Here is a 22,496-nt window from a genome sequence, read left to right as displayed (position 1 = left end):
GGATGAGCGGACTAGCTAATCGTTGGAGCGGCGAAGGGAATCGAACCCTCGTCTGTAGAAACGCCTCCTAAACCTTTACTCGCTCGGTTCACGGCATGCTAACACATTGAATTAAGATATTTTCGCCCAAAACAGAAGTTAGACGCCCATCGCATTTTGAGCGCCTTTCCCATAGCTACCTTTGTATGATCCTTTTTGGGGGGCCGGTGTCAGAAAAGACCAAATATGAGCGGGAGGTGAAACCCCTCAACGACTTCGACGTTCAGAGCGCTCTCTCCTAGAGCACAAGCAAAGCCATTGCCGGAAAGGTGGCGGAATGGCGAGACCAGAAGACAGTGGGTCTGACTATCAGGATTACCCGGTCTGACTATCAGGATTACCCCCTAGCAAAGATGGACAGCAAGGTACATTGCCGATCAGATACATCTGGCCGCGGGCCGAAAGCGCGACCTGCGAGAACTTGCTGATACCTTGGTGCGACTATCGACCGGCAGCAAATACAAGGATCCGACCGGTCACGCCGAGATTGCAGATAGATATGCCGACGAAACCTCGCTGATCGCGTACGTAATGCGTGTCGGTGACACTAGGCTGACGGACGAAAAACGCCTTGGATGCACGACAAGTCGCGCACCGCTATCTGCACATGCGTTTCGCGCTGAATGAAGGCGCCAGGGTAGAGCGGGCCACCCTCGATAAACATACCCCTCACGGTCTGAAACTTCGGCTTCGGCAAGGACTCGTACAGATAGTTGATGGCAGCGCAATCGAGCGGCCGACGAAGTTCATCGATATTTTTGGGCAATGCCTGCTTTGCTACCTCGGACACTTTCACAAGTCCGTCGTAGGCCGTTCGGATGACGTCCAAGGAGGACTGCGTGGTCAAGTCGAGGCATAGGCCCAGATCGATGACCGCCCCCACTATGGCGGGGTCTTTTATTTTCCCGTTCTTTCCGGGACAATCTCTAAGCTTCTCAGCCCATCGCATCGCTCGAAGCGGGTCGTTCTCCCAGAAGTATGCGCCTGCGCCCAACCAATCGTAGTTATTCGTGCTGGCTTCAAACGGAGAACCCCCGAGGAGCTTTTCTGCGATGGACCTGTCACAGCCGTGATAGGCAAGGACGAACCCGGTAACCGTGCGCCGCACGTCAGCCCTTCGATTTGGGGCGCTCTTCGGCCCGCGCGATGCCCAGGCGCTCGAGCATCTTCTGCGCCTCGTCCCGATTTCGGGCGGCCCGGTCCGTGAATGCCTCAATCTCGGTTCGGATCGCCTTCACCTCTTGCGGTGTGGCGTTACCGAACAGCGGCATGCTGGAGGGAATTTTGTTTGCCATATAAACATTCTAAGCAAGTTGCTCGCAATTTCCAAGCCCCTGGCGGCATATTTTTTGGAACATCGGCAAGCGCGGTCGGTTGGATTCAACCTTTGCTTTACGCCAGGGTTGCACAATTCGCGGCAGTATGCACTTAGTTTACGGAATTCGCGACAGCCACTCGCGGAAGGTAGCCGATGACCCCGCCAGCTTCGGATCCCAAAAAGGCCAGCGCCGAGACCTCGATCGTGAAAGTGCTCAACCCAGAATCGGAAGACGCCCGGCGCGTGGACATGCGACAGCTCGGGTTTAAGGGATCGGTGTCCGAGACCGCTCTCGAGCAGATCGAGCAGACGGACGCGCGCGCGCAGCGCGTTGTGACGACCGCCACCCGCTTCGCTTTCCGGTAGATTTTAGGATCCGTTAACCCCTTTTTTGTTCTGCACGGTATAAGTGTGGAATGCGCGTGATTCTAAAGGGCGTAGTGCTTACGCCGCAAGGCGCACATTCGCTGCGCCAACAGATTGCAGGCGATAGGTCTAACGCCAGCGTGGATGCTCTGCTCGACCACCTCATCGAGCTCGGGGCAAATTACGCGATTGTAGAATCCCCGTACACCGACCGTGACTATACATCCGACTATCTGAGCTTCTACGCCGGTGCCTTCAAGGCCCATGCGAGAGGCACCAAGCGCATCCATTTTTTCCGGACAGACATCAGCAAACTGTTCGAGCTTCCTCTTTCCAAGCAGGTCATCGAGCTTGAACGCCTCGCGGCCAAGGACAAGAACTATTGCGGGTTCGTGGTGATCAGGCCTATCGCGCAAGGCCCGATTGGCAGAACCGTTCTCCGCTTTCCGTCGATCGGAAAGCTTACCGTCAGGCCGGCGGCGCGTGCAGATTTCGAGTCTCACGTTCTTGGGGTTCGGGTGAAGGTAACCGGAGCACCCTTCATTCAACAGGACATGCGGCTCGGTGCTTGCGCGCAGGCCGCAATCTGGATGGCAGGACGAGCAGTCGAGACCCGGCACCGACGAACGAGCTCGTACACAATTGCGGAGATCACCAACCTAGCGATCAACCCGACGGACTCAGAACTTAGCAGATCGCTTCCTGCCGGATCCGAGGGGCTGAATCCCATGCACATGATCCGTGCGTTGCGTGGCATGGGGCACCAGCCACTCCATATGCTCTTCAAGGAGCTCGACAGCGGCCAACAGGTTGCTGCGACCATCAATGCCCCGGAAGTCATTCACCGCTACCTTGATTCGGGGTTGCCGGTTGTAATCGCCATGGCGGACATGGGTCATGCGATCTGTGCCGTGGGCTACGTCGAAGTACCTGGCAAAGCCGTCCGCGACGGAGGCACACACGCTGTTTTCGCTCGCGGATTGATCGTACACGATGATCAGAGGGGACCCTATCGAGTACTGCCTCTCAGCGTAGACGATATCGAACATCTGCCTTCAGCGCGCCTCATGAAGTGGCAGCAAAACATCCTCACGGTGGAGGAAAACGTCTCTCACATGTTCGTACCGTTGCCGTCACGCGTTTTCCTACGGGCCGAGAACGCTGACATCGTCGTGAGAGACTTTATCAAGACGACGAGCTACGTTTCTGATCAGATCGTGAAGGCCGTAGGCAATGGCAACTCCACAGCTGCGGCCAACATCCGAGCGTTCTTTGACGGATTTGCCGCAGGGCGCTGGATACAGCGGACGTACTTGACTACGGCCGCTCGCTACCGACGCCACATCAGCGCAAGCGAGATGAACGAACCGATGAAAAGCGAGATCGTTTCTCGCGCGCTTCCACACTTTATTTGGGTCACAGAACTGATCGACAGGTCGTCCAAGCAGGAGCGGCGCACCGGGGCTAGGCCTGTAGTCGGACATTTCGTCCTCAATGCAACGAGCAGCACAGACTACAACAACGATCTCTTGATCGCCCAATTTCCGCACTTCATCGTGCACCGCGACGTCAATCCGATCGCGGACAACGGAGATATCCAAGAAGTCCCCGCCGAAAGTATGGTCAGCTTCGATACGAACATCGAGTATCTCGGCCGAACCAGGACCGTTGCCTAGTGACCGCTAACGTGCTGGGCAAGCGACGATCGGCGAGACGGGCCGGCCCATGACCTGACTGACTGCTCTCTTTGAGTTAACGAGATCAAAATCGACCATTTCACAGCAGGAGCCGGTCTCTATCGCGCGGCATAATTGAGCTACCTGCATTGCTGCCGCTGCAAGAGCCGTGCACGGCACGCCGACCGGCTGATTTTCTATCATGATAGCGCCGCACTCGTCCAAAACCCCAGCTCGAACGAGAGACTGAATATTTCCGCGCTTGACTACATTCCCCTCGCCGACCCGCTCGGAAGGTTCCGCTTCCGGCCAAGCGTCGAGTGGCATTCTCGAGCCAGGAAAGGCATGCAATCGCACGTCGAAGGCCTCGTTCGCCGTCGAGCCAAGTCCGGCATCAATGAGCAGATCAAACTCTGCGGAGGCAGCGAAGCGCCGTGCATTCAAATTGTCGACGCCAACAAGCGCGACTCGCGGCTCATCTTGATCGGGTCTGGAGGTCGCCAGAAATTTGCGTTCGTTCAGAATCGTACGAAAACCAACGCGTTCAGCCCAATCTGCAGCACACCTGACCTTCGTTCGACCAATCCAGTTCGGCTGTGTAAGAAGCTGGACGCCCAAGTTCTCCCAGCAACAGATATCCGGATCGTTTAGTAACAAGCGGACTTGCGACGTGTCCCGATAGGGAAGCAAGCCCAGCGTAAAGAGCGTCGCTTGCCCCAGGTTTCCCATTCCAAGCAACCATAAATCAGCCGGGAGGGTGCGCAGTTCTGCCGATGCAGGCGACAACTGTTCCTGGGGCTGCCACAGATCATATTCGAGCATTCTTCGAGCTGCGATGGGATCAGACAGGACGGATGTTCGAAATGCAATGGCTGTCGATGCCGCACCGGCGAAAATGCCGCTGAGCTCGTTTCCCGGCGAGGTCGTGGCGACGGGCTTCGGGCCGACGATCGCTTTCCAACCGCTGGCGGACACATAGATGTGGCCCGCCCCCTTCGTGCCTACGCAAATGCGAAAGGCATGGGCGGGGGCCGGCTGCTTCCGACAACCCGCTTCAAGGAGTGCGCGCTTGAACAATCTCGGCAGCCCGTTCCCGACAACCGTCTCACATTCAGGCTGGCGTGAAAGAAAGACACCTCTTCGAAACATCTTGCTACCGCACGCCGCGATCGCGATCGCGCAGGCCTGAGCCCATGCGGTCTGCTCGACATCGTCGTCGATGATGATTTCGAGCGAGGCGCGATCGAGGGCCATTCTAGCGCCCTGCAGATCCATATCTGGAAGGACCGCCAGCAGCAGTTGGGATCCGCGGTCTGCTTCGATATTTGACGTCATGCAAACCTCCTAACCCGGAAGAGCTTTCGCCCGAGTGAGCTTAGGTCGGACCACCCATCGCCACGGCCTCTGTATTCATGGATGCCAAATTCGCCTGGCATGTAATCCCGATTGGCATAATTCGGCACGATTAGTGCGAGATGCCCGCGCTCGGGTATCATCGGATGGCTCTGATCGACATCGCTTTGGCGATATGACGCCCCTGGATGAGTATGAACGTCAGCGACTACGCTACATCCTTGCTGTTCGCAGATCCGCCACACGTCGTCCATGCGCGATCCATCGAAAATGATGATTCCTTGGAGACAATGCGGATCAACCGCGTCGTATGGCAGAAAGGAGGTGATGATTTTGGTCTCACCTTCCACTCTGCCTAAGAGGAATCCTCCGCTCTCGCGACGCCCTTGCCCGCGGACGCGCAGTTCTCGGAGAATCTCACGCCACAAGCGTTCGTCGCAGCGCAGCCGCGGCGTCGGGCGCAGTAGAGACCAAATAGTCCGGATTATTGATAAGACCATGGACTATTTCCAAAAGTGTCACGATAGTTGAGCCGGACTTCCAGGTGAGTTCTTCGAACTGGTTCGGCCAGTGGTCCCGAGCGATGCGATCGACCGGATGGTAGAGACATGCGTTCCACGGCGTGAAGGCCACCAGCACACCTGTCCTTCCCATGGGCCGCTGATCAACGCTCAATGCTGTATCGGTCCGGCCGTCCCACAATTGGGAGGTCGGTGCGAGGGCCGGATAACTTCGGCAGTCGACCCGAAGCAGAAAGCGCTTCGGTCCTTGCTCGCGCTTCGGCGCCGCAATGGTGAAATAGGCAATAGGAAACTCGAGAGCTTCTAGTCCCCACTTTCCTCGCTTCGAACCAAGTTTGAACGTGAGGCTGTCTATGTCCGCGCGGAGAGCCGCATGATCCGGGGTCATGAGGCACCTTGCGGCTTGATGCGGAACACGAGCGAAAAGGCGATCTTCTTCTCGCCTTTGGCGACTTGGCCAAGGTGGAGGTCCGGCGGCAGGACTTCTGAGCCGAGCTTCAGCTGGTACTCTGCCGGCACGCCTTCGAGGTTGAGTGCTGAAGGCGAGATCGCCCATGCAATGATCGTTTCGATCGTAACGCTTGGAGCGAAATCTCGGTGAACTTGGCGAGAGTTGTAGACCACCGTAACGGTAATCTTGCCTTTGGAGGCGACGTGAATGAGCCGGAATTCCTCCATCACGAGTTCAACAACCCGGTGCTCCTCGACGAGACACTCTTCCACATCCTCAAGGAATATCTCGGTCAGCTCGGTCCGCTTGGTGTCAAGCACGACCGCTTCGATGACCTCCTTGGCGGTCGCGCTGCGTGACACCTGGATCTGACGGGGTCCGCGCTCCCCCTCGATGGCCAGAACCAGTTCGTGCGAATCAACTTGGTTGTCCATTTCAGTGCTCCGCGATTGAAGAACGGGCACCTTTTACAGTGGCATTTCCTAAATGTCAATAATGCAAACATTGCGTGTTCAGATGTATTATAAACCGTTGGTAAAACAAACATTTCTTGAAGTTTGCTTTTGACGGTGTAGAATAAGGCATGGATTCAAACCTTTATCGTCTGTTCGGAGACCGAGTCCGGGAGCTCCGAGAAACCCGCAGCGTGACCCAGGAAGAGCTTGCTCGCCGGGTCCAGCTCTCACGCGCGTCGATTACGAATATCGAGAAGGGACGGCAGCGGGTGCTGCTGCATCAGCTGATTGAGATCGCGGATGCTCTGGACGCGAAACCTTCCGAACTTATGCCGTCACCGCAGTCGCAATCGGATCCCACCATGCGGCAGGACGTAGCGCGCGTCGTGGAGATGCTGAAGAGCGAGAAATCAAGGTCGGATAAATGATGCCTCGCATCGGCTACGCACGCGTACGCCGCAAGGCTGCAGAGCTTCTTGAGGGCCAGAATTCTCCACCGGTTTCGCTCGATCTAGTAGCGGACTTGCTGGGTGCAGAGATCCGGGAAGTAGAGCTCGACGACGATGCGTCGGGAATACTTTTTCGGGGGAACGGCCGCAAGGTAATCGCGGTCAACAAGTCGCATCACCCTCTGCGTAAGCGCTTCACAATTGCCCATGAACTAGGCCATCTCGCTCTCCATAAGGGAGCAGAGGTTCATGTCGATCAGGTCTTCAGAATTAACCTGAGAGACGCGCGCTCGGCGACCGCTGAAGACGTCGAGGAGATCGAAGCCAATGCCTTCGCAGCCAATCTATTGATCCCAGCGCAATGGATTAGGCTTGACGTTGCCGGCTACACTCTCGATCTGGAAAATGAGGCGCGCATCGACGCTTTGGCCGAACGCTACCAAGTCAGCAAACAGGCAATGATAGTAAGGCTAACGTCGCTATTTTCGCCGAAGTAGGCTGGGAGGGGGCGACGCCTAGGAGACTGAGAGAATAACGTCCCGGGTTGGGGAATCCGCGCCCGCCCAGCTTCCACCTCGGTCCAATTCAGTGACGCCGTTCCGCCGAACGACCGAACGGCCGTAAAGCCTTTGGGAATGGCCGGCCAGGATGCCGACCTATTATACAGACCGCGAATACGGAGCGCGCGCTCCTGCCATCGACACGATCAACGAGCTGGGCTGGCCTGTTCAGCCTGGTCGAGACCCCGATCGGGGATGGCTCGTTCGGATTCCGCTTGCCCGAGCAGTGTCCCGACGGCAACGGCCCCCGCGGTTGCGACGAGCAGTCCTTCCGCAGGGTCCCGTTGGCCGAGGTGCGATGGATCGAGTGGCCGCTCTCGGCGACCGCGGTACCAGACACGACCGTCATTCTCGATCTGTCCTTGAATTCTGCAGCAGATCGGTCGGCGAACCGGTTCAAGGGCCCTATCACTCCTTCTTCCGGCACCACCATCTCAGCTGGGACCGCGAACCGGGTTTTGCGCGCTTCGCCGACGACGTGAAGATGCTGTTCCGCCGCAACAAGCTCGCATTTCGAGCTCACGCAGTCGGGCGAGGCACAGCGCGTCCTCCCCACCCCCGCTCGCCGAGGCAAACGGCTGGGCGCTGTTCCCGACCGGCGATGGCGAGACCGATCGACTGCTCGAGGGCGCCCGCCAGCGCGTCCTGTCGCCCAGGTTTGGAGGATCGTCAGGACGCGCTGGAAAAGTTGCGGGACGCATTCGAGCGGCTGAAGACGCTCGAGCCGGAAGCTTACAAGCGCGTTCAGGCCGATGCGCTGCTGGACCGCGTCGCCGCCCCGCGATCGGGATTCCGGCAAGCATTGGCGCCCGCAGGGTTGCTTTGCCGCCGACGGTCTCTAGCAGCAGCGCCGGCGAGCCGGTCGCGTCGGCAATTCAAACGCGAGCACCTCAAGCAAGGCGTGGCAATCGTCGGCCACCCGGTGCGCCTGGCGGACCTATGGCGATACGCCTTTCGCCGGCGACAACAGGGGGCGGGATCGATTGCCGCGGATTCAGAATCAACGCAGAGGATATCGATCGCAAAATCTGCGCAGCGTTGTTCAAGAACCCATTAGGCTACACGCAATTCGACTCTCACATCAACGACGGAGGCTCTGGATCAGGATCTTGTTGTTGAGCTGTTGCAAAACCTGGTCGAGCTTAAATCTCGTCGCGATGCCGATACGCGCTTCCACTCCGGCTGGGCGGCGCTCCACACGATCAGGCGTCACCTGTACCTCGACGAATTCCTTTATGTTCTTCGCACGCGCCTCATCCGCCGTGAATTTTCCAAACTCCGGGTTGGGCCGCTTTTCCGTCTTCCCCTTGATGACAACCGTCGTGAAGCGCTTCCTAAAGTCGGCGGGGTCCATCTGCACCATCGCAATGTCCACAGAGTTCGTCGACTTGGATTCCACACCTAACCCGACTTTCGTATTCGTGGCGTTCGTCAAAACGAAATTCGGTGTCACCCCTGCATTGAGAGTGATCAGAAATTCCATCGTGTAACCAATGGATTTTTCGCTGTTGAATCCAGAGTGGAGCGTCGAATTCTGGTCGACGATATATTGGGCCTCGAAGACTCGCACGATCCAATCGCCCAATCCGAGCTGCCCTTCCAACAGAATGGGACTGGGCGGCGGGCATGCATGGGTGGCCGCTTCGAGGAAAGCCACGTAGACGTTGAGAAGCGCCGTGCGTTTGGCGTTGAGGGACGCGCCGAGACTCACATCAAGGGGGCTGACGCTTCCGAAAGGTCCGGTCAAAGAAGTGGCAGGTGTCACTCCTCCTGTTGAGTCCACCGCAAGCGTCAACGTGAGACCGGCCGCCCAAGTGCTCAAGTCTGGAAATCGCTTGTCATCCTTCAACTTCAGAAACGCCGCGCCAATCTCGCACTTCACGCGTTCTTCTACTGCGGCAAGAGAAACGTGATCAATCGCCTCTGTCGGCATCGTCGCGCACGAGGAAAACAAGGCGCAGAACGGCGCCAGCAAAAGTCGCTTGAACATCGAAGTAGCCCCCCAGAAGCACTTAGCCTGTCACAACCAGTGCGAGATCACAAGAGGAATAACCCGCCGGATATCCGGGATGGCGGTCGCCTTCATTTCGCGGCGCCGCAAGATCAGAAACCTCATGCCACCACCTTGACGTGTTCCAGCATGCGATCTAGCCTGCGGCTGTATTCGCCATTTTTTGATCAACGTTTTTGAACGGCTGATAGTTAGCAGCCGTAGAAGGTATTCCTATGCTCAAAATATTCGCCGGAAGTTTCTCCGCGTTGTCAGCCTTTTTTGGTTGCTCAGTAGCTTTCGCCGATGTCGAAAGCTCCACGGATATTACCCGTCGTGTCCTGCAGGAAGCCGTCGCCGAACCGTCAAATCCGGCGAAAGTAGAAAGCCTTCTGAAAGTCTTGATCGAGTCGCCGCCGGGATCCGGACGCTATGTCGTCGAAGGCGATATTCCGATCGCACGCGAGGAGATCGTCGATTACCTGAAGTCGCTTAAAAGCCCGGATATTGCCAATTCGAGGTCGGACGAACTCATCGTCAACCTCATCGGCGGCAAGTTCGACTACTGGAAGACTCCTGAGCAGCGAAAACTAACATACAGTTTCGACGGAAACTCGTTTCCCTCTGCCGAGAACCTCCAGTTCACGCGAGCAAAGTTCAGGGCTGCAGCGGATGATTGGGTGGCCGCTTGCTCAGACTGCGGGATTACGTTCACCGAGGTGTCCGAGAATCCGTTCTTCAGAATCAGATACGAACCGGCCTCGGACGGGACGATCGCAATGGCGTTCTTTCCGAGCTCTCCGCCCAGCGACAGGGTCTTGTACGTCTATAAGTCATTCCTCGCGCCCGACTTGCAGTTCGATCCTGTCGGTGTGTTGAGGCACGAAATCGGTCATATCTTGGGTTACAGGCACGAACACATCGCCAATATTCCTGGGTGTGCCATGGAAGGATCGAATTGGAAGCCGATCACGCCTTACACGGCAAACTCGGTCATGCACTATTTCTGCGGCGGAAAAGGAAGCCTCGACCTCGCATTGCGAGATACCGATAGACGCGGTCACCGTTGCCTGTATCAAACGGGCAAAGCATGTCCGGTCAGCAATTAGCAGAAAAGCCGGCAAGTGAGGGCGCGATGCGTGCTGCGATCCTAGTGGCAATGTTGCTTTTTGTCGTGAACGTCAAGCACTCCTTCTGTCAGACGGATGGAGGTAAGACGTCAGGGACTTCTCAGACCAGCGTCGAAAAAAACGAAGGGTCGTCCTTCCAGATCGAGTTTCTGGGCAAAGATCCTTCGGCGGACTGGGCCAAAACGGTACTCACGCTAATGAAGACCGGCGAGGTTCCGACGAGTAGACTCACGCTCGAAAAGGGCCAAGATCCGTGCAACGCGGTGTTGCGACGGCTTCAGTTCGACAAATATCACCTTGGATGTTCGGACGGAATGAAGGAAATCATTCGGCAACTCAATCCTACCCTCCCCTCACCCTCGCCGATCGGCCAGACGGTCCTCTATCCCGACTTGCCGATAACGAAGTCGGTACCGTGGCGTGCCGCGTTCGACAGTGCGAATCCGGAAGATCTGGACCGGTTAGTCAAAGTCAGGGAGCTATGGAAGTATCGGAAGACCGGCGAGAAAGCCGCCGGTAATCAACGCACGCTCGGATTCGAAGGCGTCGCCGTGGAATTGAAGGTGCCTACGAGCCCAGAAAACTACAAATGGGTCGAAGGCGTCGAAAAATTCAACAAGGATATCGATCGGTTCGAGACGCGGGCAGTGGCGAAAGAAAGTAATCCGACCATCGGTCCGAAGTACAGCAACACGCCGATAGATTGGGCTGAAAGCTGCAATGCACCGCCGATCCCGGCTACGGCGGCTCCTCCTTACATCTCTCTTCTCAACGCGACTGACAACCCAACCTGCTCGGCAGCCTGCTCGAAACCGGGAACTCCGAACTGCCCAGAGATCGTTCTCGTGGATCAGCCGGTCGACCTTCACCAAGATCTCATCGGCTCGTTGCGCAAGCCGAACGCCGTGCCCGCGGAAAAATGGTGCCCTTTCAAGAAATACGACGCGGCGAAACACCACGGGACGCATCTTGCCGGGATTATGGTTAGCGCCGGCGCCGTAACCGGCTTTAAGGGCCTCGCCCCTAATGTATCGCTGGACAGCCAAGCGATAGCCGACACGGCGATAAAGAAAATGCTGGATGCGAAGGCGAACTTGTCCGGCTTGAAGATTTACGTGTACGCAGGAAAATTCAAGAACGACTATTCGATAGCGACGACCGAAACCCGAAGACACAAGCCTCCGCAAGTCGAAGACATCTTGTCAAGCCGGGGGATTTGGGTAGTGGCGGCCGGTCAACAGGACACGGTGGTCGACATTGGTCGAAAAACGACCGATTCTCCAATGAATCTAGGGGACCAACAAAACATAGTCGTCGTCACCTCGTGCGAGAACTGTCACGGAACCGACGCGTCGATATCCAACTGGGCGAATTACTCTACAGAGGGATTGGTTACGGTCGCGGCGCCCGGGGGCTCTGGCATGCGTCAAATCCCGTCGACGATCGACGCGAGCAGGCTCGGTCTCGCGTACGGCACGTCTCAATCGACGGCTCTGGTTGCCGGCCTACTCGCCGAAATGGCGAGCTGCTTTCCGCAACGTTACGTAAATGGTGCACTTCTCAAGCAACGGCTCGAGGCTATAGCTAAACCTGCGCCTACCGAGGACATGTCCTCGAAGGTTTCCGCCGGCGTTGTGGACGCGACGTTCGCGTTCCGCGATCCGGACGTGCAGATCGTGAAGCTGGCGGGGGACTCCGCGAAGACCGCGAAAAATCTCTGGTTCTGCACAGAGAGCATTCGGTTGAAGAGTGTCGCAGACGATGAGGCCTTGGAAATTGGTCCTATCTCCGTCAAACGTGTCCGTGCCGTTTACAAGCAGATTATCGAAGGACAGACCGGCTGGCGGGTCAGATATCAATTGAAACAAGGCGAGCCGAACCTGACTTCCCCGTTAGTTCGACTCGTCCCGGACGGCCCTTGGACTCCCGAGAAACCATTGTTTTATGTCGATGGCTCGGGCGATCTGCCTTCGAGGCCGATTATGATCGACGAGATCGAAACTCTCATCCCCGGCCTGGCCGGCGGCAGTGTCCCACCGGCTTTCCAAGGTTGCCGATGAAGCTGTCCGGTCGCCTCAGCCCCGTGCTTGTCGCCTTATCGGTGGCGATTCATCCATCGCATGCATCATCACCTTGCGAGGATGTGCCGAAAATGGCGACGGAGTTCGGCGTCAACACGATATGGGGCAAGAACGTCCAACCATCGGCGGCACCGACCGCTCTGACGCTACCGAAGGACATTCGATGGATTCGGGTAGCTGTAAAACCGGAATATCCTGGCGCTGATTGGGTGTTGACGATCAGGGACGTCAAAGGCCGTCCGCTGCAATCCATCTCGTCTTCTGCCGTAGTTCAGGGTCATCCGGTTTGGACCGAGCGCCTGCCGGTCAACGAGCTCTATTTCTTCCTTGACAGCAGCGATCCGGCGGCCAAGGTGCGATTGACTGAATATATCGCAATGTCGGCGACGGCGAAACGCCCGTATTATTCCATACAAGGCCCCAAGGAAGCCTGGATTGATCTTTTCGAGTCCCCACTGGAGAACGTCGATACGCTTCACCGAAGGAAAGGCGACGCGGTCGGAATGTTCGTAGCGCACTCCGGCTCGAATCTGAATGGGTTTAAGGTCTGGAGTTGTAGCGGCTTTTTGATCGCCAATTCGCCGAAATTGCTTTTCGTGACGAACGACCATTGCGGCGGTCCATGGACGATCGACGATCGCTGGTCCGGCGGAGTATGCGAGACGGCCGTTGTTGATTTTTCTTGGGATGGCGACCTCGTCAAAAGGGAGTTCGGATGCCGGAGCGCAATGCGGGACCCGGCGAACGATCTCGCTGTGCTCGAGCTCTCCACCACCCAAACCGACGCCCCACCGAAGGCGCTCGCGCTCCGCAAAAAGCCGCTCAAGGACGAACGTGTATCTATCATCCACCACCCGGCCTCTCTTCCGAAGCAGATTTCGTTGAACTGCAAGGGCATCACCGATGCCGCGGCAGGAATAGACACTGTCAACCTCGAAACCGATTTTGCGCACCTATGTGATACCGAAGGCGGTAGCTCCGGAGCACCGATTTTGGATGACGATGGGTTCGTTGTCGGCATCCATCATCTCGGCTTCGAAAAGGACACGCAGGGCAAATGCGACATGATTAATAAGGCCGTTAACGTCGGAAGGCTCATCGAATTTCTCGCGTCGAAACCGGAGTTGGTAGGGGTTCAAATAAAATAATACGCGAGCAGCAGCCTCCAAGTTTGAAAGGTGAGGTGAACGTTAGGTCCGTTCGAGACTTCGAGCAGCAATCGATGCCGACATCTCGAGGTGTTATCTCGAAAAATAATAGGATCTCGTCTCGAAACCGCGCAAGAAGCGCCGCGGTAAAACAAACCGGCGCTTTGAGGATCCGGCAGAACATAAATGGCTTTTCACAGTGTCCAAAGAAGGTCACTGCCCTACGCGCCGCCGTGGCCGAGATGAAAGATAGGTCGAAACCTGTGGCGATTGATCTGAAGATACCTCAATCGGCTCAGACGCAGATTCACAGCCTTATCACCAGGGGCGCTCCATCCGGACCTGGCGCGATCACTGCAGCGTGGCTCGTTCAAAGACGTGGAGCTCGGCGCCAACGGCGCGGACGGCGGCTTCAGCTTCAATATCTTTGCGAGCTTGCCGGACGGCCAGCAGGGCGCCCGGCAGATCAAGGTAGGGCAACTCGGCACATTCACGTGGCCCAGCGAGGGGGAAGCGATGGCGGGCACGGCGGATATTTCGCGCCGGTAACGCTTACTACTTCGCTCAAGGATGTACTCTCGTAGCTGGGGGTGCCTGGCCCTGACGATCTCGCCGGCGGGCTGCGCGTTGTCTTTCAGGCGCCACACAAGGAAAAACCTTGCGAAGCCACTAAACAATTCGTGAAGGTCAAGTCGGTTTCTATCGAGACATCGACCGCTCCTCTTCAATAACCTGGTCCCGATGCCGGACGACACGGCGTGCTTGCTGTCGGCAGAACGCCGGTTTCGAAGGCTGCGCGAAGTTCGGACTCCAGTCACAGTCAAAAAATGCGCCGTCATCTTCGCTACCGCTTCGATCCGCACGCCCGTGAGCGCGCCTTTTACGTCGCACGCCGGAACCCGCCGGCTGGAGTCTGCTCGCGAGCCGCTGGTGTTGCAGCAACGGAGGGGCTCGACTCGATCGGCAACGCCTGTTCCCAAGTGTGAGCGGTAGACCTGGATCGCGGGCTTAAGCTGAGGTCCTGACCAATAATGAGGAACGAGGTCTTACCAATATCGATGCCGACAGCGGCAACCCGGGCATTGATCTGCTGAGACATGATGCGCTCCTCGTCTTTGGAGCCCCTTGCGAGCTTCAATCGCTGGCAAGGCAGGAGTACGGCCGGACCATGTCATTAGCGGAAGTGCAAAAAGGGAAAAGGGATGGTGAACCCGAAAGACCGAGGAGCGTGTTAGTGGCCAGGCCAACCGCAGGACAGCGAGCACGGCATGTCACTACTTTCACCGGAAAGATCAGCATCACGACGAAGCTTTTGTCTTTGCTGCGTCGCCGGGGCTCATTACACCGCAACGGGTGGATGGCTTACGCCTCGCGAGGCGCTCGCCGAGGCGCGAGACCTAGTGGCATCGCCCATCAACACGCACGAGCTCCGAAATAATGTCAGCGTGTTGGAAGGCTCCGGAGGCAACATTGGTGTGCTGACGGGATCGGGCTGCAAGGTGCTTATCGATGCCGGCCCCCTGAACATCTCGATGAGTGCTACACGTCCGTGCCCTCATTCTCTCCAGGCGAAACAGTATTCAGGCAAGTCGTTGCGCGTAACGATCACTCGCATCTCATATGTGAGCCCAGCCTTCCGGCCCCCGCTGCCGAATTTGATAAAAGAGTATCTGCTCGGATGACAAATATTTTCCCAAAGAACCCGTATGCGTTCGCAGTCGGTCGCGATCGGCCGCATGAAGTTCGAGCAGTCAGCCGAGATCTTCGCCGCGGGTGCTGATTCGATCGCGCGTCAGCGACGTCACGCAGAACGTCGGCCCCGACGCGCGGGTGCGGCAATGACTCGCAGAAGAAGCCACCGCTGCATGACCCTCCTTCACGAGATCATGGAATGATCTTGTGATGCTTGAAGTGTTTCTCGAACACGGCCGCGTGCGGTTTGCCGGGAACCAGCGCCTTCGCCTTGGCGACCGTCGCCAGTGCCAGCGTCCGCATCGTGAAATTGCTGCCGATGCCTGACATGCCTTCAAGCACGACCTGGTCGACCGACTCGATGGTTTCGCCGGCGCCGGTGAGTTCGAGCAACGAGCTCACTAATGGCGTCGACCACAGCTCGTCGGATTCGAAGCTGCCCATCGACTGGTGCGCGCCGTAGGTGCGATTGGGATCATACCTCGCATTTAGCCGGTCGGCCCGTCGGCCGCCCCAGCACGCATCGATCCCGTCCCACTCGAACACTTTAACCGGATCGACCTGAAAACCATTCTTGATCTGTTTGCGCTGACTGATCGCCCAGTAATCCCCAAAACCCTCGCCGATGGCGCCGGAGTCTCCACCGCCCCAGTCAACGTTGATATGGTTATGAATCGCGTGGCCGAGTTCGTGGAAGATCACGTCAGTGTCCTCATTGTCGTCCACGCAGCCATGGCCGAAGGCCAGCCGGTCAGAGCCGGGCACGAAGTGTGAATTGTCGGCTCCGTTGAGACCGTCAGTGTCGACAGCGATGCCGTTCGGAAACAGATCTCGCGTTCCGGTATATCCTATCTTCTGAAGATAGGTGATGCTGCTATTAATGTAGAAATAGGTCATGACGTCGTTGAACGCGTTGTCGCCGCGGCGTGCGGTCCATGTGCCCGTCGATGTCGAGGGCGGACGGCTGGCGCCTCCGTCACCGGGTTCGAAATCATCTATGCGAACCAAAGGACCCTGCAGATTGAGCTTGCCTCCGACCTCGCTCAGCCCGACGAGGGTGACTTCAACATAGGCCTTGTCGAACTTGGAAGGCGGGTCATTGTCCTGCAAACCGGTATCGTTCAGGCTGGATACCGGATTAGGCTCGAACACCAGTCCCTTGCCGGTGGCGACCTTCGCTGTCTTATTGTCGACTGGCATCATGCTTTTCATGCGCTGATTGAATTTCGCCAGCGCGGCCTCCCGATCCGCGGGTACGCCGGTGGCGGACAGATCGGGGCTGCCGGGCAAGTCGCGCTTGTGCTTGCCTTCCTTGATGGCCCTGTCTTTCTTAGAGACGATGCGACCGGTATTGGCATCCACACGGTATTCCCAGTAGCCGAAGGGCTTCGAGACCGCCATCTTGACGACATAGACCAGCGTCAGGATATTATTCTCATTCAAATAGGCCTTCTCGGCCGTCGGCGGCTCCAGATATTCGCCACTCGCATTCAGGTCCTTCCACACGATGTCTTCCGCGGCCTTTTGCGAGACCTCCGCGGTCTTCTTGACGGAGGCGACGCTCGTCGTTGGGACGTCGACCACATTGCGCGCTACGGATTGCACGGCGCCCTGATCGCTCACCGTCAACTGGACCTGACTGTCGATGATCGGGATGTCATCCAGCCTCTGTTCCATGCTGACATAGCGGCCGGTCAAAGTCTCGCGGATACTCTTAACAACCAGCTTGGCGGCGTTGCCCTCAAGACCGAGCTCCTTTGCGTTCTTTGCGACGAAGCTTTGCACCTCGGCGGAGATCGCCGCCGGATTTGTCGCCGTGCCCTTGAGATCGAGCGTTGCTGACGGCAACGCCGACAGACTCTTGACGACGTTCTTGTCCGAGGGCCCGGCAGGGGCGGCGTCCGGCAGGTAGATCGTGTTCGGCAGACGGTTGATGGTGTCGCGGGTCTGGGCGGCGGCAGGCCAGGCCGCGCCTGCGGCAAACGCAGCTAGACATGAGATGATTATCTTCTCGCGGAAAGTGGCACTTCCTTTCGTTATCAACATTGGCGTGCTCCGGTCAGGATGATTTGAGTTCCGCAGTGGTGGCCAAGAAGGCACAGACAAGACGGGCCACATCGGTCAGCCGCACCATATCGACCTGTGCGATCTTGTCCTGCGTCGTATGATAGAAAGATGCGTCCGCCCCGCCGTCATAGAGGCCGATGCAGGGGAAGCCCTTGGCCTCGAACGGCATGTAGTCGCTGCTCCAGATGTCGGTGTGCTCGACGGTCATGCCGGTATAGTCGGCCGCATGTTGCGCCATCTGCAGCCCGAAAGCCTTCGCCGCGGCGTCGTTTCTCGGGTCCTTGTTGCCCATGTCGTATTCGACCACGATGTTGGTCGGACGTTGCGGATCGACAAAGCCGACCATGTCGAGGTTGACCATGACGTCGATAGCCCATCTGTCCCTGGCGGCTTGATCGGCGACCGCCTGGCTGCCGAACAGCCCCTGCTCCTCGCCCCCGAAAGCCGCGAACATCACGCCGCGTTTCAGCCCGACGCCGGCAAAGATGCGCGCCATCTCCAGCACGACGGCAATTCCGCTGCCGTCGTCGTCAGCGCCGGGAGCTGACACGCCCGGCGTTTCCGAAATCGAGTCGTAATGGGCGCCGATCAGGACAAAGCCCTGATCTAGCCGCTCCGGCGCGCATATCACGCTGCGGCCGACCGTTCCGTCGTCCAGCTTGTACTCGATAAGCTGGACGCGTCTGGCGTCATAACCAAAGCCGAGGAATTGCTGCTTGATGAAATCGCGGGCCTGGGCGAGCGTCGGCGACTTTGACCAGCGGGTCGGGAATGCCGTCAGCGCCTTTAGCGTTTCGTTCATGCGGGCGCCGTCGATCTTGCCGATGACCGTCTCAATGCCCGCGTCCTTTTTCTTGCTCTTAGACGACTGACTGTCGGTGCGCCCACGCGCCTTGTCGCGCTTCTTCTCTTCCAGAGGATAGAGCTGGGATTGATGGGCGCGGGACCGGCCCGTCATAGCGGTGAGCACAAGACCGCCCAGTGCAATGCACGCCTGACGTCGCGTCACGAAATGACGATTAAGAATATGCATGTCTGGCATCCGCGTTAGCATCAGCCGCAAAATCACAACGCGATCGTAACGCGCTTTATCAATCAGATAGTGTAATCTATATCACGCTCCTTGTAAAATTGTATTCGGAGAAGCAGGGAAACGGGGTCGCGTTGGCGTTCGGACGCCGCCCCTAGCACAGACGCAACATGCGCACGGGCATACCCGAACACGGAAAACAATGACGAAATCATCGCGGAAACTGATGAGCTGGGCGCGGTTGTCTGAACAGATTTCTCCGCATCGATAGGTGGAGCCTCTGCGGAGGTTAGGCTGCCATGCGGAGTGGCGGCGGGGTTGCCAGCGACCATCGGAGCTTAGGGGGGCAATATTGCAGGCCGAGTGGACAATCGGCCTTGTTTCCTTGCTGGGGACGACGACTGGCCAGATTCTCGCGGGCGTCGAGCCGGTCGATGCGGTAAAATATCAATTCCTGATCATGTTCCTGATTGCCGGTGGGACCGGGCTAGGAGCGCTGGCCGTGGTCCTGGGCGGCGCACACCTGCTGACCGATCATCGCCACCGGCTACGTCCCGATCGAATTTTCCCGCTGAACACTTCGCGGCCGCGATCACCGCTGGCGGCGCCCGCGTACTAGGCGCGCACCTCAACTGCGGCAATGTGCCGGCCAAGTAAGGCTGGGTCGCGCGCCCTGGGGCGGCTAGTTCGAAAACTTCGCCGTCGCGCGGCAGCGGCTGGTCTCCGCGGTGCCCGCTGTCTTTGGCCTAATCTTTCTGCTTCTGCTCGGGGCGCTCGGCGCGGACGCGGCCCTCGTCTTCAGCAGCGTGCCGTTGGCGCTGACCGGGGGAATCGCTGCGCTTTGGCTCCTCAGTAGACCATTCTCGATCTCGGCGGCGGTCGGCCGCTGTCCGCCGTATTGGACGGGCTGGTGATGCTAACGCAGGTCCGCAGGCTGATCGCGGACAGTACCGCCCCTACGACGCCATGCGACGGTGTGCTGACATTGTCTCGCTTCTCTCGCATTCGTGCCGACGGCGCTTGCGACGGGACAGGTGCCGAGGTCCAGAAGCCGCTCGCGACGGTCGTGATTGGCGGCCTCCTCACCGCGACCTGCTGGCGCTCGTCGTATTACCGGCGCTCTACGCCCGGTTCGCGGCTCCGGCCTCGACCATGAGACGCAGCCGCTCACCCGGTCCTTGGTCCACAATCGGGCCGCAGAGTAGGCCGTCATGCTGTCTGCGCCTGCCGACCGCACCTATCATCATTTGTTCGGCGCCCAAGTCATTGCTCTGGTCGTCACGGGGCTCACGATAGTGGCACTCGGGTTGACCTCACAACTTTGAATAAGGCAGCGGTGCTCAAGATCACCGACGCCTTGGCCGATCGTGCAAACATCGCAAATGGATGTCAGACATACCGCGAGACTCCCTGACGAGGTGCTTCTACATCTCCGCACCAATCGATAGCACCTTTGCGAATGAAAAAGTGGGCTTGGCAGCTTCCCGTCTGCCAGATCGAAGGGTCGACCGTCGGCCTGTTCAGCCAATCTATCGATATGCACCAGCGCCGAGCTCCTGCCAACTGGATCTGAATATGCTCGCCGCATCGAGGGCACTTCAGGTGAAGCCATTTCTGGTAACCTCCGCGCACTTCCCGAAAAACAAAGCCGTCGCCGAACTCATCCGGTAGCTCCGGCACATCTTTCACCAGGAAATCGGGACGACGAAGAAGCCCGAGATCAATCAAAAATTGAACCCAGGAGAGTGGCAGTCGCATCATGAGGTAGTATCCAGAAACGGATCCATATCACCTCTACCATCGTAGCGGCGCCGATTGCACAACTTGCAGCCTGGCCGTGATTTGCCAGAAGGCAAGAGGTCGGGTTCTTTTACTTCATCGAACCTTCGTACGCGCTCAGAGGCCGCACCGTTGTCTCCCCTAAAGACGTTTAACCGCTGGAACAACTCATTGACCGCCATCGTTGCGACTTCAGTGGTAAACGTTACGACAACGGGACTTGGATCAGCCGCATCTGCGACATAACCCGCCCGCCTTCTTTGCTCGTAAACTGCAGGATCTTTTCGCCGAAGACCCTCGTGAAGCATGATGTCAGATTTGATCAATCCCCTGCACACCTGGCAGGGGCTGCCTGGCTGGACGACAGTGACTCGTCCGTCAAACGCATCGTAGCCCCCGTCGCTACGCGGGTCGATGAGCAGCCCGAGGTCGATGATCGGAATGAAATAGAAATGCGCCAATCGGTTGAGCACATTCCGGCCCAAGTGATCATCGGTACAACCAAAAACCACGTCACATGACTTGAGGGCGTCCCGCGCCTCGATGTCCTCGACGTGGTGCGGAATACGCGCAACCGAAATCGGAAGACCGATTCCAGCGATTGCTTCGCCGAGCACATCAACTTTCAATCTGCGAAGGTTCGCGTCGGTCCGCGTCGAGTAATGTAGCCGGTTCAGGTTCGTTTCGTCGATGAAATCGGTATCAAAAAGTGCCAAGTGCCGCACGCCGATCCTTGCGAGAAGAGCCGCAACGGCAGAGCCCGTCCCTCCGCACCCGACGACACCGATGCGCAGTCGCGACAAGTCCAAGGTAGACTGCTGGCCGAACGCCCTGACCTGGCGATCGAATGCCGGGCGCGCAGTTTCAGTGTTGACTTCTGGGTATGTGAACCGCCAGCGAGATCCCAGCACGCGAATCATATCGAGGGGACGAGGCTTGAGGTTCGGACCGTAGGCACGTCCGGCCAACCGCCCATCAGCCGTCATGATAAGCGAGAGATGCGGTCGATCACTCTCCAGCCGGTTAAACGCGATCTCAAAGGTTTCCTTTTCCGCGAGATCGTCCGCACTCGAGAAGCGAAGGTACCCGGCGGGATGTGAATGGATGACCGCTACCGCAAAGTTCTGGGGCTCAGCACGCTTCAGCGCCTGGTAAAACGGTGCCGTTAACCAGGTAAAGCCAACCGGAGAGCGTTCGATGAATGCACTTTCGGGCACCTCAATAATCTCGCGTGCAACAATCCGCTCCTCTTCCCCACCCGTCCACGGGTCGTGAGAACGGGAGCGCCCACACAGGAGAAGTGCAGCATACTCGCTCTCGTCCCGGAATATACTTCGCTGCAAGAGCGCACGCTGCTCTTCAAGGATTGTGAATGTTACGCGGATCATACCTTAAGGGCGTCCCGAACGTGCTGTAGGTAGGTTTCCAAGCCATCGATATCTGGCCGCCATTGGTCCTTTGCTAGATGACGTGACCAAAACTGCCATTTCGCACCAAAAAGCTCTTGATCAATCGCCGTGTTCTGTGGGTCGCTGCCGTCCTGTCTTTTCAGGTAAGGGCGAGTATAGAAGCTGTCGAGCTTAGTCGTCGCGTACTGCGGCGGGATCAGTATCATGAGGTCGCACGTCGTACAGCTCACAAGCTGTTCGCCCTCGCGAGTAAAAAGATTACCGGCAAATTGAAAGTCCGGGAGAATAATGCCATTGCGAACTGTACCGCCCGGCGGTGTCTCACTCTTCAGTTCATATGGAATCGCCTTTCGCCGAAGAAACTCCACATCATCTTCAGGGAGAAATGTCATTGGCCCGGCGAAGTAGTAGGTTTGCGCGTCGTGAACCGCTTGATTCCTTTTGGCTCTGCATGCTCACTAAGATCGACTTCTTGCGTGTCGCCGATTTCGGGATCTTCCCCGGTGCCGGGCACGCTCATATTCACGACCCAGTCTAGCGGTGAACCAGCGAGCGTCTTGATCTCTGCGCCCTCTATGAACTGCTTCGGCCAATCATGTTCTTTCTTGTTTACGATGAGCTTCTCGTTGCTCTTTTTGTCCTCTGCCATAAGTTTCTTCCTCAGCGGCGATACAACTCAGGTGGAATCAGTTGCAGCATACGCCCGCGCTAGTTGTGAGACAAGATGCGTACTCTTTCCAAAAGCCAATGGCCTTTTTGAAAAAGAACCCTCGCATACACTTGCGGGGGTCGTGGACGGGGGCCGTCCAAGTCAAATCCGCGCTGATCGGGCGCCTAATCGCGTGACGATCCGACGGGCCATCCAATGGCCCCCACAACGTACTCCTCCTCCAGAGGCATTGACCCGTCGCGTCTATATGAAAGGCGGCCACTTCTTGCTTTGTTCAGTAGTCATCGACAAGCATGACCGTGAGCACCCGGC

General features: G+C 57.7%; 23 protein-coding genes and 4 pseudogenes. 12 read left to right on the top strand and 15 right to left on the bottom strand.

The window, feature by feature from the left end; translation table 11 throughout:
• Positions 1 to 586: 586 nt before the first annotated feature.
• Positions 587 to 1,147: a hypothetical protein gene (locus ABIA40_RS01195; RefSeq protein WP_404538336.1), complete on the bottom strand. Its 561-nt coding sequence runs from the start codon at positions 1,145 to 1,147 to the stop codon at positions 587 to 589.
• A gap of 1 nt (position 1,148) precedes the next feature.
• Positions 1,149 to 1,334 (bottom strand): hypothetical protein, encoded by a 186-nt coding sequence (locus ABIA40_RS01190; RefSeq protein WP_404538333.1) that lies wholly within the window; start codon positions 1,332 to 1,334, stop codon positions 1,149 to 1,151.
• A 176-nt stretch (positions 1,335 to 1,510) separates the two neighbouring features.
• Between ABIA40_RS01190 and ABIA40_RS01185 the strand changes: the two genes are divergently transcribed.
• Complete coding sequence (locus ABIA40_RS01185) at positions 1,511 to 1,723, top strand: hypothetical protein (protein WP_370157618.1); 213 nt, start codon at positions 1,511 to 1,513, stop codon at positions 1,721 to 1,723.
• A 50-nt stretch (positions 1,724 to 1,773) separates the two neighbouring features.
• Positions 1,774 to 3,399: a hypothetical protein gene (locus tag ABIA40_RS01180; protein WP_404538330.1), complete on the top strand. Its 1,626-nt coding sequence runs from the start codon at positions 1,774 to 1,776 to the stop codon at positions 3,397 to 3,399.
• Positions 3,400 to 3,405: 6 nt separating this feature from the next.
• Here ABIA40_RS01180 and ABIA40_RS01175 read toward each other — a convergent pair whose 3' ends face one another.
• From ABIA40_RS01175 to ABIA40_RS01160, 4 genes are read right to left on the bottom strand one after another with little or no spacing between them, the layout of a single operon-like run.
• Positions 3,406 to 4,734, bottom strand: a complete 1,329-nt coding sequence (locus ABIA40_RS01175) for a hypothetical protein (protein WP_404538327.1) — start codon at positions 4,732 to 4,734, stop codon at positions 3,406 to 3,408.
• On the bottom strand, positions 4,731 to 5,252 hold the full coding sequence (locus ABIA40_RS01170) for a Mov34/MPN/PAD-1 family protein (RefSeq protein WP_370157615.1): 522 nt from the start codon (positions 5,250 to 5,252) through the stop codon (positions 4,731 to 4,733). Before ABIA40_RS01170 ends, ABIA40_RS01175 begins: the two co-directional genes overlap by 4 nt.
• Positions 5,170 to 5,661, bottom strand: a complete 492-nt coding sequence (locus ABIA40_RS01165; RefSeq protein WP_404538324.1) for a hypothetical protein — start codon at positions 5,659 to 5,661, stop codon at positions 5,170 to 5,172. The genes ABIA40_RS01170 and ABIA40_RS01165 overlap by 83 nt, the downstream gene beginning before the upstream one ends.
• On the bottom strand, positions 5,658 to 6,158 hold the full coding sequence (locus ABIA40_RS01160; protein ID WP_370157613.1) for a hypothetical protein: 501 nt from the start codon (positions 6,156 to 6,158) through the stop codon (positions 5,658 to 5,660). Before ABIA40_RS01160 ends, ABIA40_RS01165 begins: the two co-directional genes overlap by 4 nt.
• A gap of 149 nt (positions 6,159 to 6,307) precedes the next feature.
• Between ABIA40_RS01160 and ABIA40_RS01155 the strand changes: the two genes are divergently transcribed.
• The 3 genes and pseudogenes from ABIA40_RS01155 to ABIA40_RS01145 all read left to right on the top strand — a co-directional run.
• Positions 6,308 to 6,607 carry a helix-turn-helix domain-containing protein gene (locus tag ABIA40_RS01155; protein ID WP_370157612.1) on the top strand — a complete coding sequence of 100 codons (300 nt, stop codon included), beginning with the start codon at positions 6,308 to 6,310 and terminating at the stop codon, positions 6,605 to 6,607.
• Positions 6,604 to 7,125: an ImmA/IrrE family metallo-endopeptidase gene (locus ABIA40_RS01150; RefSeq protein ID WP_370157611.1), complete on the top strand. Its 522-nt coding sequence runs from the start codon at positions 6,604 to 6,606 to the stop codon at positions 7,123 to 7,125. The genes ABIA40_RS01155 and ABIA40_RS01150 overlap by 4 nt, the downstream gene beginning before the upstream one ends.
• Positions 7,126 to 7,276: 151 nt before the next feature.
• Positions 7,277 to 7,996: pseudogene (locus ABIA40_RS01145) on the top strand (hypothetical protein); the annotation flags it as partial.
• A 13-nt stretch (positions 7,997 to 8,009) separates the two neighbouring features.
• On the opposite strand, the pseudogene ABIA40_RS01140 reads toward ABIA40_RS01145, so the two are convergent.
• Together ABIA40_RS01140 and ABIA40_RS01135 are read right to left on the bottom strand one after the other, a co-directional pair.
• A pseudogene (locus tag ABIA40_RS01140) lies at positions 8,010 to 8,119 on the bottom strand (3'-5' exonuclease); the annotation flags it as partial.
• A gap of 150 nt (positions 8,120 to 8,269) precedes the next feature.
• On the bottom strand, positions 8,270 to 9,178 hold the full coding sequence (locus ABIA40_RS01135; protein WP_370157610.1) for a hypothetical protein: 909 nt from the start codon (positions 9,176 to 9,178) through the stop codon (positions 8,270 to 8,272).
• Between the two features lie 236 nt (positions 9,179 to 9,414).
• On the opposite strand from ABIA40_RS01135, the gene ABIA40_RS01130 reads away from it, so the two are divergent.
• From ABIA40_RS01130 to ABIA40_RS01115, 4 genes are all read left to right on the top strand, one after another.
• Complete coding sequence (locus ABIA40_RS01130; protein WP_404538319.1) at positions 9,415 to 10,287, top strand: hypothetical protein; 873 nt, start codon at positions 9,415 to 9,417, stop codon at positions 10,285 to 10,287.
• Complete coding sequence (locus ABIA40_RS01125; RefSeq protein WP_404538316.1) at positions 10,269 to 12,368, top strand: S8 family serine peptidase; 2,100 nt, start codon at positions 10,269 to 10,271, stop codon at positions 12,366 to 12,368. Before ABIA40_RS01130 ends, ABIA40_RS01125 begins: the two co-directional genes overlap by 19 nt.
• Complete coding sequence (locus ABIA40_RS01120) at positions 12,365 to 13,537, top strand: trypsin-like serine peptidase (RefSeq protein ID WP_404538314.1); 1,173 nt, start codon at positions 12,365 to 12,367, stop codon at positions 13,535 to 13,537. The genes ABIA40_RS01125 and ABIA40_RS01120 overlap by 4 nt, the downstream gene beginning before the upstream one ends.
• Before the next feature lie 378 nt (positions 13,538 to 13,915).
• A complete protein-coding gene (locus ABIA40_RS01115; protein WP_404538311.1) occupies positions 13,916 to 14,086 on the top strand; it encodes a hypothetical protein in 171 nt (56 codons plus the stop codon).
• Between the two features lie 331 nt (positions 14,087 to 14,417).
• Here ABIA40_RS01115 and ABIA40_RS01110 read toward each other — a convergent pair whose 3' ends face one another.
• Entirely contained in the window at positions 14,418 to 14,636 is a 219-nt protein-coding gene (locus ABIA40_RS01110) for a hypothetical protein (protein ID WP_370157604.1), read from the bottom strand.
• 622 nt (positions 14,637 to 15,258) lie between these two features.
• On the opposite strand from ABIA40_RS01110, the pseudogene ABIA40_RS01105 reads away from it, so the two are divergent.
• Positions 15,259 to 15,379, top strand: a pseudogene (locus ABIA40_RS01105) (thiamine phosphate synthase); the annotation flags it as partial.
• A 42-nt stretch (positions 15,380 to 15,421) separates the two neighbouring features.
• On the opposite strand, the gene ABIA40_RS01100 reads toward ABIA40_RS01105, so the two are convergent.
• Positions 15,422 to 17,275 (bottom strand): hypothetical protein, encoded by a 1,854-nt coding sequence (locus ABIA40_RS01100; RefSeq protein WP_404538308.1) that lies wholly within the window; start codon positions 17,273 to 17,275, stop codon positions 15,422 to 15,424.
• 13 nt (positions 17,276 to 17,288) lie between these two features.
• A complete protein-coding gene (locus ABIA40_RS01095; RefSeq protein ID WP_404538305.1) occupies positions 17,289 to 18,365 on the bottom strand; it encodes a M28 family metallopeptidase in 1,077 nt (358 codons plus the stop codon).
• A 313-nt stretch (positions 18,366 to 18,678) separates the two neighbouring features.
• Here ABIA40_RS01095 and ABIA40_RS01090 point away from each other — a divergent pair, with 313 nt between their 5' ends.
• Positions 18,679 to 18,945, top strand: a complete 267-nt coding sequence (locus ABIA40_RS01090; RefSeq protein WP_404538302.1) for an ABC transporter permease — start codon at positions 18,679 to 18,681, stop codon at positions 18,943 to 18,945.
• A gap of 67 nt (positions 18,946 to 19,012) precedes the next feature.
• Positions 19,013 to 19,496: pseudogene (locus ABIA40_RS01085) on the top strand (efflux RND transporter permease subunit); the annotation flags it as partial.
• 219 nt (positions 19,497 to 19,715) lie between these two features.
• On the opposite strand, the gene ABIA40_RS01080 reads toward ABIA40_RS01085, so the two are convergent.
• From ABIA40_RS01080 to ABIA40_RS01065, 4 genes are read right to left on the bottom strand one after another with little or no spacing between them, the layout of a single operon-like run.
• Positions 19,716 to 20,087: a DUF6527 family protein gene (locus ABIA40_RS01080; RefSeq protein WP_404538299.1), complete on the bottom strand. Its 372-nt coding sequence runs from the start codon at positions 20,085 to 20,087 to the stop codon at positions 19,716 to 19,718.
• Positions 20,084 to 21,493: a HesA/MoeB/ThiF family protein gene (locus tag ABIA40_RS01075; RefSeq protein ID WP_404538296.1), complete on the bottom strand. Its 1,410-nt coding sequence runs from the start codon at positions 21,491 to 21,493 to the stop codon at positions 20,084 to 20,086. Before ABIA40_RS01075 ends, ABIA40_RS01080 begins: the two co-directional genes overlap by 4 nt.
• Entirely contained in the window at positions 21,490 to 21,906 is a 417-nt protein-coding gene (locus tag ABIA40_RS01070) for an E2/UBC family protein (protein ID WP_404538293.1), read from the bottom strand. Before ABIA40_RS01070 ends, ABIA40_RS01075 begins: the two co-directional genes overlap by 4 nt.
• Positions 21,903 to 22,163: a multiubiquitin domain-containing protein gene (locus ABIA40_RS01065; RefSeq protein WP_404538290.1), complete on the bottom strand. Its 261-nt coding sequence runs from the start codon at positions 22,161 to 22,163 to the stop codon at positions 21,903 to 21,905. Before ABIA40_RS01065 ends, ABIA40_RS01070 begins: the two co-directional genes overlap by 4 nt.
• Positions 22,164 to 22,496 lie beyond the last annotated feature (333 nt).

It is taken from the genome of Bradyrhizobium sp. USDA 223, assembly GCF_044909005.1.
GTDB classification, from domain to species: Bacteria; Pseudomonadota; Alphaproteobacteria; order Rhizobiales; family Xanthobacteraceae; genus Bradyrhizobium; species Bradyrhizobium yuanmingense.
Note: the sequence above shows the minus strand (reverse complement) of the source record. Positions and strands in the feature narration are given on the sequence as shown.